This window comes from Sorangium sp. So ce117 (genome assembly GCF_051524395.1).
Taxonomy (GTDB): Bacteria; Myxococcota_A; Polyangia; order Polyangiales; family Polyangiaceae; genus Sorangium; species Sorangium cellulosum_B.
Genome location: NZ_CP150309.1, coordinates 4,442,134 through 4,457,562 on the forward strand (window position 1 = coordinate 4,442,134; position 15,429 = coordinate 4,457,562).

At 69.8% G+C, this 15,429-nt stretch carries 11 protein-coding genes; 5 read left to right on the top strand and 6 right to left on the bottom strand.

Annotation, left to right across the window (positions count from 1 at the left end):
* Positions 1 to 16 precede the first annotated feature (16 nt).
* Both WMF46_RS16600 and WMF46_RS16605 read right to left on the bottom strand, forming a co-directional pair.
* The gene (locus tag WMF46_RS16600) at positions 17 to 2,908 is read right to left on the bottom strand and encodes a hypothetical protein (protein WP_437986495.1); all 2,892 of its coding nucleotides are present in this window, start codon (positions 2,906 to 2,908) and stop codon (positions 17 to 19) included.
* A 494-nt stretch (positions 2,909 to 3,402) separates the two neighbouring features.
* The gene (locus WMF46_RS16605; protein ID WP_437986496.1) at positions 3,403 to 3,777 is read right to left on the bottom strand and encodes a hypothetical protein; all 375 of its coding nucleotides are present in this window, start codon (positions 3,775 to 3,777) and stop codon (positions 3,403 to 3,405) included.
* Positions 3,778 to 4,293: 516 nt separating this feature from the next.
* On the opposite strand from WMF46_RS16605, the gene WMF46_RS16610 reads away from it, so the two are divergent.
* Entirely contained in the window at positions 4,294 to 4,743 is a 450-nt protein-coding gene (locus WMF46_RS16610; RefSeq protein WP_437986497.1) for a hypothetical protein, read from the top strand.
* A gap of 190 nt (positions 4,744 to 4,933) precedes the next feature.
* Here the strand turns inward: WMF46_RS16610 and WMF46_RS16615 are convergent, their stop codons facing one another.
* Complete coding sequence (locus WMF46_RS16615) at positions 4,934 to 6,163, bottom strand: hypothetical protein (RefSeq protein ID WP_437986498.1); 1,230 nt, start codon at positions 6,161 to 6,163, stop codon at positions 4,934 to 4,936.
* A 315-nt stretch (positions 6,164 to 6,478) separates the two neighbouring features.
* The gene (locus WMF46_RS16620; RefSeq protein ID WP_437986499.1) at positions 6,479 to 9,631 is read right to left on the bottom strand and encodes a hypothetical protein; all 3,153 of its coding nucleotides are present in this window, start codon (positions 9,629 to 9,631) and stop codon (positions 6,479 to 6,481) included.
* A 110-nt stretch (positions 9,632 to 9,741) separates the two neighbouring features.
* Here WMF46_RS16620 and WMF46_RS16625 point away from each other — a divergent pair, with 110 nt between their 5' ends.
* The 3 genes from WMF46_RS16625 to WMF46_RS16635 all read left to right on the top strand — a co-directional run bounded on the left by WMF46_RS16625 (position 9,742) and on the right by WMF46_RS16635 (position 12,586).
* Complete coding sequence (locus WMF46_RS16625) at positions 9,742 to 11,445, top strand: DUF2330 domain-containing protein (RefSeq protein WP_437986500.1); 1,704 nt, start codon at positions 9,742 to 9,744, stop codon at positions 11,443 to 11,445.
* An 11-nt stretch (positions 11,446 to 11,456) separates the two neighbouring features.
* Positions 11,457 to 11,945, top strand: a complete 489-nt coding sequence (locus WMF46_RS16630; RefSeq protein ID WP_437986501.1) for a hypothetical protein — start codon at positions 11,457 to 11,459, stop codon at positions 11,943 to 11,945.
* Between the two features lie 122 nt (positions 11,946 to 12,067).
* A complete protein-coding gene (locus WMF46_RS16635; RefSeq protein ID WP_437986502.1) occupies positions 12,068 to 12,586 on the top strand; it encodes an N-acetyltransferase family protein in 519 nt (172 codons plus the stop codon).
* Positions 12,587 to 12,604: 18 nt separating this feature from the next.
* Here the strand turns inward: WMF46_RS16635 and WMF46_RS16640 are convergent, their stop codons facing one another.
* Together WMF46_RS16640 and WMF46_RS16645 are read right to left on the bottom strand one after the other, a co-directional pair.
* Positions 12,605 to 13,000 (bottom strand): cupin domain-containing protein, encoded by a 396-nt coding sequence (locus tag WMF46_RS16640; RefSeq protein WP_437986503.1) that lies wholly within the window; start codon positions 12,998 to 13,000, stop codon positions 12,605 to 12,607.
* Between the two features lie 144 nt (positions 13,001 to 13,144).
* Positions 13,145 to 14,581, bottom strand: a complete 1,437-nt coding sequence (locus WMF46_RS16645; protein WP_437986504.1) for an FAD-dependent monooxygenase — start codon at positions 14,579 to 14,581, stop codon at positions 13,145 to 13,147.
* 68 nt (positions 14,582 to 14,649) lie between these two features.
* On the opposite strand from WMF46_RS16645, the gene WMF46_RS16650 reads away from it, so the two are divergent.
* The gene (locus tag WMF46_RS16650; RefSeq protein WP_437986505.1) at positions 14,650 to 15,291 is read left to right on the top strand and encodes a TetR/AcrR family transcriptional regulator; all 642 of its coding nucleotides are present in this window, start codon (positions 14,650 to 14,652) and stop codon (positions 15,289 to 15,291) included.
* Positions 15,292 to 15,429: the final 138 nt, after the last annotated feature.

The following is a 15,429-nucleotide window of genomic DNA, read 5'->3' on the forward strand; positions in this document are numbered from 1 at the left end:
CCGCGAGGGGCGGTCATCATACCCACGACTTCGCCGTGGTGGGCTGGCAGTGCTTGACGAAGAGCGAGCCACTCGGTCGACGGATGAGCACGACCTCGAGGCCCACCCAATCCTCTTTCACGGGGTTGCCGCCCTGGATCGAGATCCACAGCTTTCCGGCCCCATGGGTCGTGTACTTCATCAGCGTGGTCTCCGCGCCGTTCTGCAAGCCGTTGATCTCCGCGCGGTGCTGCTGCAGCACCCGCGCGAGCTGCGTGGCCATCCCATCGAGTCCGCTGGGGATGCAGGCGTTGGCGCCCACGTTTCGGCGCAACTCGGCCGCGTTTTTGGCCGAATTGTCATCGTCGGCATAGTGTTCGGCGCAATTGTTGCCGGCGTTTCTCGCGAGCAACGCGCGGGCTTCGTGCACAGTATAATCCTGCTGGGCGAGCAGCTGGTTCGCCCTCTGCTGGTCGCCGCCCGTGGCCTTCAACGCGAAGAGCCGCTCGTGCACGACAGCAAAGGTCGCGGCGCCGTTCGTCGCGTAGTCGAGGGCATCCTCGGCCTGTTGGCCGGCGATGCCCCACGACTGCACCAGGACCTCGGCGGCTTCTTTCCGGAGAGGCGTCCCCTGGGCTTCGATGAGCAGGCCCGCAGTGGCGGGGTCGCCCAGCACGCGCTCCTCGTGATCGCGCAGCCAGAATAGGCGGGCGTTGGGGAGCGTGGGCGCGCTCGCAAGGATCGTCATGGCCTTGTCGAACTCGTCGATCACCCACCGTAGCGCGTGGAGCAGGTTCAGCGCGCGATCGGACCCGAAGTTCGCGTTCGCCGCAGCACGGAGCACGCGGTCGAACACGAGGAAGTTGCGACCGACCGGCCAGAGCTGGTGGTCAGAGAGGATCGTGCTCCAGTCTGCGTCGGACAGACCCAGATCGAGCAGCTCGGTCAGTTTCGCGCAGCGCTCAGGTTTGTAGTACCTGGACAGCAACCGCGCGACGGTCGCGGCATCACAGCCTTTGGCGGCGACGTTGCTAGCGGCGATCAGCAGCTTGGCGGTCGCCTGCAGGTCCGCCGCCAGGCAGTCTGGCGAGAGGGCATCGAGCAGCGTGAGACCTTGGGTGCGACGGAGCTCGATCGAAGCGAGCTGCAGCCAACTGAAGAGCGACTTGGCCGGATAGGGGCTCCCCACCGCGGCGCGGAGCTGGTCTTCCGTGCCCTGCGAGGCAAAGAACTTCTCGGCCGCGTCGAGAAATTGCTGTTTTGTACCGTAGTTGCCAAGCAAGGCAGGGAGGTTTCGCTTGACGATGATCGTCACGTTCTGGGGTGGACCTTGGAGCGCAGCCTCGATGTCGGTGGTGCCGAGGTCCGCGCACGAAACGCTCACGATCCCCGGCTGGACCGGGACGCCCCCGACCCAGGTGATCTGACTCGCGGCGGCGGGCGGCGAGGTGTCGGCTCGGATCTGCACGTCGGCTGCCCCCTTGAAGGCCTCCCAGGCGCCGCTGCCATTGTCCGTGGCGTTGATGACCTCGAGCCGGACGAGCACGGGGTGCACGGTGAGGGTGTCGGAGCGGGATGCGCCGCGTAGCGATACCCGCACGTCCCGCGAGCCGAGCTGATCGCACGAGACCTGAGCGGTGTGTTTGTCGCCGCTGGGCGCGGCGCCCTCCCATTGGAGCTGGTTCCAGGCGTCCGGTAGGTCGGGGAGCGTGGTGGCCGTCGCGGTGACCGTCGCAGCGGGGTCGTAGGAAGCCTCGTTGACGCTGAGCACCAGCGATTCGAGCACGGGGTGGACGCTGAGGGTGGCCGAGCGGGACGCGCCGCGCAGCGACACCCGCACGTCGCGCGACCCGAGCTGATCGCACGAGACCTGGGCGGTGTGTTGGTCGTCGCTGGGCGCGGCGCCGTGCCATACGAGCTGGTTCCATGCGTCCGGTGCGTCAGGGGAGGTGATGGCCGTCGCGGTGACCGTCGCAGCGGCGTCGTACGACGCTTCTTTGTTGCTGAGCACCAGCGAGACGAGCACGGGGTGCACGGTGAGGGTGTCCGAGCGGGACGCGCCGCGCAGCGACACGCGCACGTCCCGCGACCCGAGCTGATCGCACGAGACCTGGGCGGTGTGTTGGTCGCCGCTGGGCGCGGCGCCGTGCCATACGAGCTGGTTCCATGCGTCCGGTACGTCGGGGAGGGTGGTGGCCGTCGCGGTGACCGTCGCAGCGGCGTCGTAGGACGCTTCTTTGTTGCTGAGCACCAGCGAGACGAGCACGGGGTGCACGGTGAGGGTGTCCGAGCGGGATTGGCGGCGGAGCGACACCCGAACGTCCCGCGGGCCGAGCTGATCGCACGAGACCTGGGCGGTGTGTTTGTCACCGCTGGGCGCGGCGCCCTCCCATTGGAGCTGGTTCCAGGCATCCGGTACGTCGGGGAGGGTGGTGGCCGTCGCGGTGACCGTCGCAGCGGCGTCGTAGGACGCTTTTTTGTTGCTGAGCACCAGCGAGACGAGCACGGGGTGCACGGTGAGGGTGGCCGAGCGGAATTGGCCGTGCAGCGACACGTGCACGTTCTGCGAGCCGAGCTGATCGCACGAGACCAGCGCCGTGTTGCCGTTCGATGACGCGACGCCATGCCATCCGAGCTGGGCCCAAACGGCCGGATCGTCGGGGGAGGTGGTGGCCGTCGCGGTGACCGCCGCAGCGGTGTCGTAGGACGCTTCGTTCGCGCTGAGCACCAGCGATTCGAGCCGGAACACCCGCACGACGAGCTCGTCCTCGACCCCGCCAAGGGTCGCCCCGATGATCTGCTCGTCGAACACCGCGCGCGAGAGAGCGCGCAGGTTCGGGCTTCCGGCGACGGGAGCCCCTCCGGTCCACTGGATCTGAGCCCACGTCTCCTGATCGTCGGGAGTGGTCCTCGCCCGCACCAGCACCACCCCGTCCCCTTCGTGGAGCGTCCACCAGGTCCCGCGGTGAAGCTCGGCGTCTCTCACCACGTCGAGCCGCACGAGGAAAGGATCGAAGACCGTGACGTGATGGGAGGCGAACATCGGGCCGAGGCATGCGAACACCACGAAGTCGCCGGCCTGCGAGCGTGGGACCAGCCGGTGCCGGGGACTGCCCGCGTCGAGCCCCCCAGCCCACGCGATCTGGTTCCAGGCGGTTCCGTCGTTGGGGATGGTGTCCGCCTCGAGCAGGACGAAGCCGGCGGGGTGCGTCGTCGTCCGCGACGCGTTGGGCCCCGTCGGCGCGGCGCCTGCGATGACCCTGAGATTGATGAGCACCGGGCGGTGGTCCCGGCAGACCAGGATGGGGTCGCCGACCCGCCTGGCGCTGTGCTCGCCGAACGCCTGGTCGCGCGCTTCGTGCCTGGGTGACGGCTTGTGCCGCTTCGTGGGCAGAGGGTCGTAACCCTCCGGAATGCCGCGTTTCATGGAGAGCCGTCGCCTCCCAGGGGAAACCCTCGGGCTCCGGCCTCGTCCTCGAGGGCCGGCATCCTCAGATCGCCGTGGAGGGCGGGATCGCGCAGGATGCGGGCGATCCAGGGGTGGGCGGGATCGGCGTCGAAGCCGGCGCCGACATCGAGCATCCAGTCGAGAAACTGGACCACGTGATGCTCGAGGGTGACGCCGTAGCGGCCGGCGCGGACCACGCCCTCCTCGATGAAAGCGCGGAGCTCGGCGTCGCCCAGCGCCTCGCAGGCGGGGCCATGCCAGCGCCTGAGGTAAGCGGCGGTCTGGACCAGGAAGCGGTCCCTCTGCAGGGCGGCGAACGCCGCCTTCTGGTGGCGTCGGATGATCAGCATGGGACCGACGGCCGGTGACCGAAGATCGTGGGGCGCACGAGAGCGGATGCTACGCGGTGCGAATGGCCCGCACAACGCTCGCCGGACCCTCCTCGGGGACAAGGGGGTCGACCTCCGGCGATCGGCGCACGCCGGCGTGAGGAAGGGCGGCCATCTGGCGGCTCCTCGTTCCCGTTTTCCGCGCGACGAAGTCTCCCAGGCCAGAGAGCACCTGAGAAGACACGTGGTGGAGGCTCGCGCCGTCGGCGTGGGGGCTCAGACCTCCACCGCGCCGCGCGGGCGCCCCCCCGGCGCCGCGCGGAGGAGCGCGAAAACCACGAGAAAGGCCGTCATCCCCGCGGATCCTGGGCGTGCCGGGGGAGGCCCGAAGCGCCCCGACAACCTGGCCCGCCGGTTGCTCTATCGGGATGCGACGCCGCGAGACAGCGACAAGGGCGTCCCGGGCGACTCGGTATCGCCAGAGGCCGCCGACACGCGATCTCGTGAGCGTGAACCCCGACCCAAGGATACACCACCATGAAGCTCAAGAACCTGCTCCTCTGCTCGCTCATCTCGTCCTTCTCGCTCATCGGCTGCATCGCCGAGCCGCTCGACGGCGACAGCGCCGATGAAGGCGCGAGCGACGCCGCCGAGGTCGTGGGTGAGGGCGCAGAGGCGATCATCGGCCCCGGGGGGGATGACGGCGGCGGCCCGGTCACGAAGACCGTGAACCTCTCCTGCTCGATCACGTTTCCCAGCATCTTCAACCCGAACGCGGCGATCAAGAACACCTCGCTCTTTGGCGTTCCGGAGGATGCGAAGATCACCTTCACGGTAACGCACTACTACGGCGATCCTGGGCCCTACACCCGCTCGGTGACCGGGCCGCTCGCCAAGGGCCAGACCAAGCTCGTCCCCCTCTCGCACCCCGGCGCGCTCGACGCCTACGGCTGCACCGCCAAGGCCACCTGGACCATCATCGACTGAACCCGACTCCGCTGGTTCCTTTCCAGGAGGATTCACAGGGAGGCGAGGAGACGGGGAGTAGAATCCCATCAAACTCCCCGCCTCCCTGTTCAATTTCTTCTTCGCTGTAATGTCAACAAAATGAGAGGATTTGTCAGGTTCGGAACGAGGTGTCGACGACCGGACACGGCGCGCCGGACGGTGTGGTCTCTCACTCCGCTGCTTCGGTACTGCAGGTGATGTTGATCCACCCTCCACGGCGTTCGATCGGGCCGCCGATGAACCGGAGCGGCCATGGGTGCTCCGAGGGCCCGCAGCGCCACTGCGACACGAGCTCCGGCACCTCGGTCGCGCAGAAGCCGCTCGGGCATCCTGGACAATCGAGCGAATGCCGGCAGCTCTCCAGGTCGGCGCCGGCGAGCTGCACGACCTCGCAGCGGCGCAGCTCCTTGCCGCCGCGCTCGACGAGCGTGGGCTGCCCGCCTGGATCGCGCCGACCTAGCGCGGCATCGCAGCGCTCGACATCGGCCTGATCGATCATGACCTTGCAAGCGACCACGCCTCCGGCGTCCACGGCGAGCGGGTGGGCCTGGCAGATGGGGCCGCAATCGGCAAAGCCCGGGTGAAGGAGCATGTCCCACGTGTGCTGATCGTCGCAGCTCGAGGTGATCGGCTCCGCGCTCATGAGCTCGCTCCACGCCGCGAGTCGCCCGCCGCCTTCGTCGATGGCGTGACAGGTCCAATCGGGCGTGGTGAAAGGCCCGACCACCTCCGTGTCCAGGGTCATCGACAGCGCTGTCTGGCTGGGTACCTCGTCGGCGACGAGCCCGGGCCCCTCGTCGTCGCGCGTGCTCGCGACGAGCAGCCTCGCGATCCTGTCTTGAGGCAGCGACCTGACGAGGGCTACCTCGGCATCCCCCACGGGTGCGCGCGCGCCCGTGACGAGCTCCAGCGCGCGCCTGGCCGTCCGTAGCGGGCGGTACTCCTCCCCGGGCTCGGCGAGCCGCTGTCCCAGCGCCTCTGTCACGCCTGCCATCACCGCCTCGACCTCCTCCTCGTGCGAGGTCTGCGTGGTCCACGCGAGCGAGGGGATTTCCCTCGAGGTGACGAGCGCCGCAGCGTCGGGCGCGCTCGGCCGCGCGACGACCACCCGAATATCGCCCGGGTGCCACTGGGCCGGATCCGCGCTGCCGCATGTTCCCCACCGCGATTCGATCACGGCAAGGAGGCCTGCGCGCACGCTCTGGGCGACGCGCTCACGGAGCTGCGCGGCTTCGGTCGTGTCCGCGTCATCGACGACCAGCACGATGACCTTCGGGCGCTCCGCGATGAGCCCTCCCTCGAGGACCAGCTGCGAGGTTGTCCGCGGGTCCACCGCCACCGGATCCGTGCCGCACGCCACGGCGGCGAGCGTCAACCATGCGAGATGGAGAGACCTCATTTGCCACATCATGAGCCGTATTGGCAACACGCGTACCAGCGAGGGAGCCGCTCTCCATTCCGAGAAGAGCGCTATTCCCGCGGTATCCGAAGGAGGCCAAGCGCGCTCCATGCCAACGCGGCGGCGCGCGGCGCCAACCCAGTTGCTCAACCCGAGTGAACCGCTCCCGGCCGGAATGGTGGTGCTGGATCCGCAACTCATCCACGCATCGAAGGAGCCCGTCCACGACACGCTGGGCGACGCCTCGCTCCCGTTTCTCAGTGCATTGCACCCCATCGCCGGCGGAGGCGGAGCGAAGCCGCCGCCGGCCGGCGCTCAAACTCCCAGCTTCGGGCGCTGAGCGATGATGAAGTCGACGGCGGCGCGCACGCTGCTCACCTTGGCGTAATCGGCGTTGAAGGTGGCCACGAACGATTTCGCCTCCGGCCAGGCGTCGAGCGTGGGCTCGATCTCCTCGGCCTTCCAGCGTGCGCCGAAGGGGGCCATGAGCAAAAGGCCGAGCTTGAGCCCGCGCAAGCTCCTGAGCAGGAGCGCCGCGTCGACGACCTTCTCGCCGCGCGACCTGGTGCGCAGGGTCTGCAAATCGACGAGCTCTTCGTCGAGGAAGGCCGTGGCCGTGCGCTCGAGCAGCTCGTGCGCCGTGGCCCGTGGCAGCGCGCGCCACACCTCATCGGGCAGCGACTCGGACTCCTTCAGCGTGAGATCGAGGTGGCCGAGGAGGCTCGGATCAAGCTCTTTTCCAGGCTCGACGAGGCAGGCGAAGAGCCGGAGCACGGTCGAGTACGTGACCTCGGCGCCGCGCGCGCGCAGGTCGTCGAGGCGCGCGAGCTCGGCCTGGGCGAGCGCCAGAGTTGCACCTCTGTCCTGGGCCACCGCGTCGGCGATGAGCTTCAGCTGGCCTTGGTTCGAGCCGGGAAGGTCGAGGTCGCGGAGCCGGCGGGGGTCGAGCCAGAGCGCGAGCCGTTCGAGCGGCGAGAGGCCGGCGACGAGCTTCTTCAGGGCTTCCCTGGCCCGGTCGTCGTTTTCGGCGTCGATGCGCTCGCTGGCCCGCCAGAGGGGCAGCTCCACGTCCTCCTCGCCGAAGCGGAGGCGCACAAGCCGATCGCTCGGGAGCCAGGGGCCGAGGCCGATCAGCGCGCGGCGCAGGGCGAGGGGCCGGGGCACCGCGTAGGAGCCGAAGTCGACGGGGGCGTCGACCTCGCGCTCGGCGGTGAGCTCGAGCAGGCGCTGCGCCATGGGGGAGAGCGCCTCGGGGCGGACCGTCTCGCGCTCGTTCGGCCGAGGCGAGAAGAGGAGCGCCAGCCCGAGCGCCACGATCTTCGCGGAGGGGGCATCCGGACCCTCGAGCGGCGCGAGCAGGGAGCGCGCGGCCTCCTCGCGCGTGGCCTCGCTCGCGTTCCGGAGGATCGCGAAGGCTCGCTCACGGAGATTTCCATCCCAGAAGGGCAGGGCGTCGGCCGCCTTGGACTTCAGGCCGAGCGCCTGGCAGAGGCGCAGGAGCCCTCCTTCGGGCAGTCGATCGAGCGGGGCGCCGAGCGCGAGCGCGAGCGCAGCGACCGAGGCGAGGGGAGCCGAGCGTCCCTTCACGGCGCCCGCGAGCAGCGCGTGCGCTTCGGTGTCCTGCTCGCGCGCCAGCCACGCGCCGAGGCAGAGGAAGGCGGCCATGCGCGTCGGCTCCTGCTTCTCGCGCCGTGCGAGCTCGAGCACGGCCGCCCGCGTCGCGCTCGACGGCGCGATGGGGGAGAGGGCGTAGAGGGCGTGCGCGCGGACGTTCGGCGCCGCGTCCCCGAGCCTCGCTGCGAGCGTGGGCTCGTGGCTGGCGAGGGCCGCGCGCGCGGCGGCGCGCGCTCCGGGGCGCTCCTCGCGCGCTCCCCGGTCCTCGGCCAGGCGGACGCCGAGCCGGAGCGCGTGGAGGTGCACCTTCGGATCCCACGCCGGGTCGCCCTTCACGAGGTGGGCGAGGAGCGCGGGAGCTTCGGGCGCACCGGCAGGGTCGGTGGCGAGATCGTCGAGGACGCGGAGCGCGCGCTTCCTGTCGGGTGTTTTGCCGCCGATCGCCTCGATCAGGCGAGCGATGGGCGCTTCGGTGGGCAGGGCGACCCGGGCGAGCAGGGCGAGCGCCGCGTCCTTGCAGGGCAGGTCGCGCACGAGGCGGAGGGTGCCCTGCGTGTGCTCCGACTCGCAGGCTCGCGCCGCGCGGTGCCAGGCGATCAGCTCCTCGCGGGACTGCCACTGGGTGTGCGCGAGCCGGAGGGCGCGCGGGGCGCCGCCCGGGCCCGGCGGGAAGTCGCCTGTCTCGAGCGCGGCGTCCCACGTCGGGTGAAAGGCGTCGGCCATGCGGCAGGGCTCGTCGATGAGCTCGTGGAGCCCGAAGCCGGTGGGATCGAGGGGCGCGGGCTCCTGGCTCGGCGAGAAGTCGGGCGCGCCCCGCGCCATCCCCACGAACGAGACGGCGCCGCCCTCCTGGGCGCACCATTCCCATTCCACCTCACGGATCTCGCGGTAGCCACGCCGGGCGGCCTCGGCGAGACGATCGTCGCGCTCGTCCTCCGCGCACGGAGCGCCGCGGCGCGCGACAAGGAACGGCGGAAGGCGGAACCAGCGCGGGGGCCGCGCCGAGCGGAAGCCGTCCTGGAACGCCGCTTCGTCGACGTCGCCGAGGTCGGCCGCGGCCCAGCAGGTGAGCATGTCGTCGGGCGCGAAGCCCACGCGCGCGACGCCGCCGGGCACGACCACGAGCTCGTGCCCCGTCTCGGTGTCGCGCAGGACGCCGAGGCCGTCGCTGCCCACGTGCGGCGCGGCGAGCTCGAAGCTCGGTCCGGAAGCCTCCGCGGCGAGGCGCTCCACGAGCTCGGCGAGCACGCGTTCCTTGCCGCCCTTCGACAGGCGCCGCCAGGCGTCGATGTTCGCGAGCGCGGCCACGAGATCGAGGTCGTCCACGGCGGCCGGCGCGGCGATGGCGTCTGGCTTGCCGTTCTTGGTGGGCTTCATCGCGGACTTCGCGGCCTTCCTGGGCGGCAGCGCGTCTCGCTTGGCGGCCTCGTACGCAGCGCGCGCGCTCGGGCTGACGCGCGCTTCGAGCACGACCTGGTCGTCCTCGGTCAGGGCGCGGGGCGTCTGGAGCGACATCGCGAGCTTCCCGGGCGCCGCCGTCAGGCCCTTGCCGCTCGAGAAGCGCAGGCTGCCGACCAGATCGGTGATGTCGGTGATGGGAGCGACGTTCGCCTCCGCCGTCCACATCTCCGCCTCCGCTTGGGGGAAGCGGAGCGCGCCCACGAGCCAGAGGCGCTCTCCCGGCTGGCGCACCGTGGCCAGGTAGAGCGTGCCTCCCTCCGAGAGGGGCTCGAGGGCGCGGTGCCGGCTCAGGTAGCGATCGAGGGGCAGGACGCTCCCTGGCTCGCACGCCCCGTGTTGCTTCTCCAGGCCGGCGAGCGCGGAGGCGCTGATGATCGCGAGTACGCTCGTCATGAGTCGATGCTATCTCGGGCGTCGTACCCAGGAATCGCCTTTTCTTGTGCATGGCGCTGTGTTTGCCTGGGAGCGTTCGCCCGATCGGTCGGGCGAGGAGGATGTAGACCATGCGCAAGCTATGGATGGCTCCGGTGATGGCGGCGGCGGCGCTGATGACGGCGCCGCGACCCGCCGAGGCGTGCGGAGGATTCTTTTGCGGACGACAGCCGGTGGACCAGACCGCGGAGCGGATCCTGTTCGCGACGAACCAGGATGGTTCGGTCACGATGGTGACGCAGATCCAGTATGCGGGCGCGGCGCCGGACTTCGCCTGGGTGGTTCCGCTGGCCGAGGTGCCGGCGGTGGAGAGCCTCGCTGTGTTCCCGCAGCTTGCGCTCACCGCCCTCGATTCAGCGACGGGCCCGCAGTTCCAGTGGCCCAACGACCCGAGCTGCTACCCCGCCTTCCCCGAATCCGCGGGGGGCGGGCCCACCGCGGGCGGCACCGACGACGGCGACGTCACGGTGCACATCCGGGAAGAGGTCGGGCCGTACGACGTGGCCGTCGTCGAGTCGACCGATCCCACGGCGCTCGTCGCCTGGCTTCGCGACAACAACTTCCGCGTTAACGACGCGATGGTGCCGTACATCCGCATCTATACGAGCGAGGGGATGAAGTTCCTCGCGCTGCGGCTCCAGCCGGACGCGGCGGTCACCGACATCCAGCCGTTCCGCTTCACGCTTCCGTCGGGGTCGCCGTCGATTCCGATCCGGCTGACGGCGATCGCCGCCGAGCCGGAGATGGGCATCACCGTGATGATCCTCGGCGACCGGCGTTATGGGCCGGCCAACTGGCCGGACGTCGAGATCGACGACAACCAGATCGTCTGGAGCGCGAACCAGTGGCCGCTGCAGACGAACTGGACGGCGCTCGTCGCGCGCGGCGTCGACGACGCCGGCGGTCGAGGCTTCGTCACGGAGATGAGCGGACCGACGACCGACATCGCCGAGCAGGTCCGCAACACGATGACCTCGGACGAGGATCAGCTGGCCGCGCGCGACGCGCTGCTGCCGCTGCTGGAGGGCAACGCGACCATCACACGGCTCTATACGCGCCTGTCGCCCGAGGAGATGACCGTCGATCCGATCTTCCGGCGCACCGACGGTCCCGTTGTGTCGAACACCCGTCTGCTCCAGCGCTACGTCGATGACCGCGACCTGTGCGTGGGCGCTCCGGCCTCCGAGGCCGCTGGCGCCGCGTCGCCGTGCGACTTCGCGGCGTGCGGCGCAGGCGGCCTGTGCCGCGTCGTCGAGGGCGCGGACGGCGCCCAGCCCGTCGCCGCCTGCGCGTGCGTGCCCGGGACGACCGCGCGCACCACGCTCGATCCGTCGGGTCGGCCGACGGTGACCTGCCAGGACCTCCGCATGTCGTTCCTCAACCCGGGTGACCGGGCGCTCCCTGACGCGCCGCCGCTCGCGGATCCTTGCGCGACGTTCGACTGCGGCGCGAACGGCGAGTGCGTGCCGATGAACATGACGCCGACCTGCCGCTGTTCGACCGGTTATGTGGCGGTAGGCACGATCGCCGCCGACGGCAGCCGCACGACGACCTGCGTTCTTCCCGACGAGCCCGTCCCCACGTCCTTCTACGACCGGCGCGTCCCGCCGCTGCCCGATTCGCTGCCGGGCGGCCGGCCGGTCGATGTGCCGCCGCCCGCCGTCGGGGCCGCCTCTGGAGGCTGCAACGCCGGCGGCCATGCTGGCGGTGCCGTCGGTCTCAGCGGCGCGCTTCTCGGGCTGCTGGCGGCCGCGCGCCGCCGCCGGCGCTCGTAGGAGTCCACGCCGTGGCCAGCTCGACCTCCGCCGCCGGTTTCGTCGTGCTCCTCGCGTTCGCTCCTGGCTGTGTCGGCGGGGACGAGCCGCCGGCGCAGGGCATCGCCGAGCTCGGCACCGGCGAGTGGCAGTTCGAGCCGCTCGCCGAAGGCCAGGAGGTCGAGCTCGCCCACGGCGCGCAGGGCGGCTGGCACGTGTGGACGAGCGTCAGGACGCTCGGCCTGGAGCCCGAGGGCGTCCAGCTCGAGGTCACGACGACCGTGATCGGCGATCCGTCCTCGGCGACGACGAGCCGGGGGAGGATCGCGCTCGAGGAGCTCGAGGACGGCCGGTGCGAGTTCATCGGATGGCCGGCCGTGCTGCGCGAGCCAGCTTGTGCCATCGGCCAACCGCTCCGGATCAGGGGGGTGGTGACCGACGCGCGAGGCACGGTTGCGACCGCCGAGCGGCTGGTGCACCCCCGATGGGACAGCGACGAGGCCTGTGCTGGGCGGCCATAGGGCCCGAAATCCACATCGCCCCCTGTCCGCCAGGCCGTCCGGTCAGCCGCTCCGGGCCGCGACGACGAGCTCTCCGCGCGACCTCGTCTGCGACCGGCTCCGTCGAGTGATAAGAGAACGTCATGGGGGTCGATGCGCCTTTCATCCGAGAAGCACGGCCGGAGGACGCGCCGTTGCTCGCCGCAGCCGAGCGCGCGATCGCGAGCGTTCCGGGGAAGCTCGCCTCGAGGCCCGACGAAATCGTCGACGACGACCTTCGAAAGAAGATCGTCGACCTCGACGCTCGCCGCGGCGGCATCTATCTCGTCGCCGAACACGCGGGCACGGTCGTCGGGCATGCGTTCTTGGAACCGCTCTCGCTTGCCGCGACGTCGCACGTCGTCAGGCTGATGATCGCCGTCCACGAAGGCCATCAACGCCAAGGCATTGGCAGAGCCCTCATGAACGCGCTCTTGCGCTGGGCGCGCTCAAACCCGCGCGTTGAAAAGGTCGAGCTTCAGGTGCGCTCGTCGAACGAGCCCGCGATCGCGCTTTATCGATCGCTCGGGTTCGTTGAAGAGGGGCGTAAGACGAGGCGGCTGAAGAGCGGTCTGAACGAGTACCTCGACGACGTTTACATGGCTCTGTGGGTTGGTCCGTGAAGCGCGAGCTGCGTGGGATCAGCACGCGCGGTGCTGGGTACCCTCGCCGGGCGTGATGAAGATCATCACGCTCGGCGAGCGCACGATCTGCCCGTGCCAGACGCCGCGAGGGACGATGCACGTGCCCTGATCGCGCAGCTGGATCACGCGCTCGCCGCCCTCGTCTTCCAGCACGACGTCGACCGAGCCGGAGAGCAGGATCAGGATCTCGTCGCCACGGGGGTGGACCTCGCGGTGATCGGGGCTCTCGTTCATGTGAAAGAGGCCCACCATGCGGCCGGCGTGCAGCTCCTCGCGTTCGCCGATCTTCGCCCAGAACTCGGCGTCCACAGGGATCAGCTTCGCGGCGCCGCCGTCGAGGAGCTGCAGGTAGGTGTCGGAGAGAAGAAAAGCGTGGGGGTCGTGTCGGGTCATGCGCGCACCATGGGCCCTCGCGCGCGCCGGCGATTGTAGATTTTTTCCGAGCATCCCGCTTCGCGGCCGCCCAGGTGCCGCGCGCCAGCAATCTCCGGCGGGACGATTCCGCAGGGGCGAACCGTCGCAATCCGGTGCTTTCCTTCAGAACCAGCGCGCGAGCGCGTCGTCGAGCGACTTCGACGACGCGTCTGTCCACGCGATGCAGCCGTCGGGACGGACGAGCATCGACGGGCCGTCGTTGGTGCGTGCGACGTGCACGTTGCGCGGGAGTGACCGTTTCGAAGGCGAGATGAAGAGGCCGCCGCCCTTCTCCATCAGCACGTAGAGCCGCTCTTCGCTGCCGCCTTCGAGCGTGAGGAGCTGGTCCTTCGCGAGCGTGCCGACGAGCGGGTCGTCGTCCCCGAGGTCGTAACGAATGCCGACGCCCGAGAGCATCTCGCCGAAGTAGCGGTTGCCTTCGGGCAGCTTCATCAGGTCGCTCACGATGGTGCGGAGCGCGCTCGTCAGCGGGTCAGGTCGCATGAGCGCGACTTGCGCGCGGGTATTTTCGAGGACGCGCGCGGCGACGGGATGGCGCTCGGCGGTGTACGAGTCGAGGAGATGCTCGCGCCCCTTCACCGCCGCGGCGAGCTTCCAACCGAGGTTCGCGGCGTCGACGAGGCCGAGGTTCAAGCCTTGGCCGCCAAAGGGCGAGTGGACGTGCGCGGCGTCGCCGGCGAGAAAGACGCGGCCAGTTCGGTAGCTCGTCGCTTGCCGCGCGTGATCCGTCCAGCGCGTCGCCATCGTCATCGACAGGATCTTGACGTCGGTGCCGCTCACGCGCTGAATCGCCGCTTCGACCTCGGCTTGCGTGATCGGCGCATCCCGATGGGGCGGCGGCCCGTTGAACTCCGCCGTGAAGACGCGCCCCGGCATCGGTCCGGACGCGACGAGGCCGCGCGGCGTTCGATGCCAACCCATCGCGAGCTTCTCGGGCGCATCGAGCTCGACGACAGCCTGATAGCCGGTGATGGTCGGATCCGTGCCGGGGAACTCGAAGCCGGCGAGCTTGCGGACGCGGCTCCGGCCGCCGTCGCAGCCGACGAGGTACTTCGCGCTCCGCGGGCCCGCGCTCGTCTGCGCGGTCACGCCGTCGTCGTCCTGCTCGAAGCCTTCCACCGTGATGCCGCGACGGATTTCTATCCCGAGCTCGGTCGCGCGCGCGCTCAGGATCCTCTCGAGCGCCTCTTGCGGCACGAGACGCATGTGGCGCTCCGGGTCGCGCTGGAGGTCTTGGTCAATCAAGAACATTCCAGAAAAATGGCCTCCTGGCCTCTTTATCGTTCCAGATCCGAAGCGCGCCTTCAGCGCCGGCATCATCCGCGCCATGGTGGCACGGCGCTCGTCGTCGAGCGCACGCGCGAGCCCGCGTCGTTCCAGCGCCTCGGCTGCCACCGCGCCGACCCCGGCGGCCTTGATCGTGCGGTCGGGCTCCACGAGCCGCTCCAGCACGAGCGGCTTCACGCCCGCGATCGCGAGCTCGATTGAGAGGAAAAGCCCGACCGGACCGGCGCCTACGATGACCACGTCGTGAGTCATGAGCCAAATCTTAGACTCGGTAAACATTTGCGCAAGTCAAATATTTGTCTTAGTCTAAGATTCGATCCATGGGCGAGCTCCGGGAAAGCAAGAAGCGCGAGACCAGGCAGCGGATCTCCGACGTCGCGACGGCGATGTTCTTCGCGCGCGGCTTCGACGCGGTGACGGTCGAGGAGATCGCCGCCGCCGCCCATGTCTCCAAGATGACGGTGTTCAACTACTTCGCGCGCAAGGAGGACCTCCTCTTCGATCGCGAGGACGAGGTGAAGCGGCTCTTACGCGAGGCAATCGGCGAGAGGCCGCAAGGGCAGTCGCCGATCGACGCGCTCCGCCGCCTCGTCGACAGGCTGTGCGAGCAGAAACATCCGTTCGTTCGCATCGACAGCCAGACGGTCGGCTGGTTGCGCGTCGTCGCGGCGAGCCCGTCGCTCAAGGCGCGCCTCCGCGAAATCGGGGATGAGACGGTCGAGGCGCTCGCGGTCGAGCTCGCTGGTCCGAAGCCCGATGGCATCGTGCGGCTCGTCGCCGGCATGGTCGTGCTGACGTGGCGCACGGCGTACGGCGAAGCCATCCGCGTGTTCGAGCGCGGAGGCTCGGCGAAGAAGGCGAACGCTGCGTTCATCGCGTTGATCGATCGCGGTTTTGCGGCCATTCACGGGATGGCGGCGAGCACGCGCTTTGCCTACGCGCCGGCACCCAGCGGATCGTGAGCCACATCATGATCAACGGGCTGGGCAACGGCACGATGGCCCTCTCGTCGAGCTTCGCGCTTCTCGCAGCTCCGCGACGTCGCGCGGAGGCTCGGCGAGATGGCCGCGAACCAGCGCGCCGGCCTGCCCCTCACGCAG

Bases quoted from the DNA above. Each gene is read 5' to 3' on its own strand.
- WMF46_RS16605 (WP_437986496.1), bottom strand. From the start codon at position 3,777: ATGCTGATCATCCGACGCCACCAGAAGGCGGCGTTCGCCGCCCTGCAG.
- WMF46_RS16610 (WP_437986497.1), top strand. From the start codon at position 4,294: ATGAAGCTCAAGAACCTGCTCCTCTGCTCGCTCATCTCGTCCTTCTCG.
- WMF46_RS16615 (WP_437986498.1), bottom strand. From the start codon at position 6,163: ATGAGGTCTCTCCATCTCGCATGGTTGACGCTCGCCGCCGTGGCGTGC.
- WMF46_RS16620 (WP_437986499.1), bottom strand. From the start codon at position 9,631: ATGACGAGCGTACTCGCGATCATCAGCGCCTCCGCGCTCGCCGGCCTG.
- WMF46_RS16625 (WP_437986500.1), top strand. From the start codon at position 9,742: ATGCGCAAGCTATGGATGGCTCCGGTGATGGCGGCGGCGGCGCTGATG.
- WMF46_RS16635 (WP_437986502.1), top strand. From the start codon at position 12,068: ATGGGGGTCGATGCGCCTTTCATCCGAGAAGCACGGCCGGAGGACGCG.
- WMF46_RS16640 (WP_437986503.1), bottom strand. From the start codon at position 13,000: ATGACCCGACACGACCCCCACGCTTTTCTTCTCTCCGACACCTACCTG.
- WMF46_RS16645 (WP_437986504.1), bottom strand. From the start codon at position 14,581: ATGACTCACGACGTGGTCATCGTAGGCGCCGGTCCGGTCGGGCTTTTC.
- WMF46_RS16650 (WP_437986505.1), top strand. From the start codon at position 14,650: ATGGGCGAGCTCCGGGAAAGCAAGAAGCGCGAGACCAGGCAGCGGATC.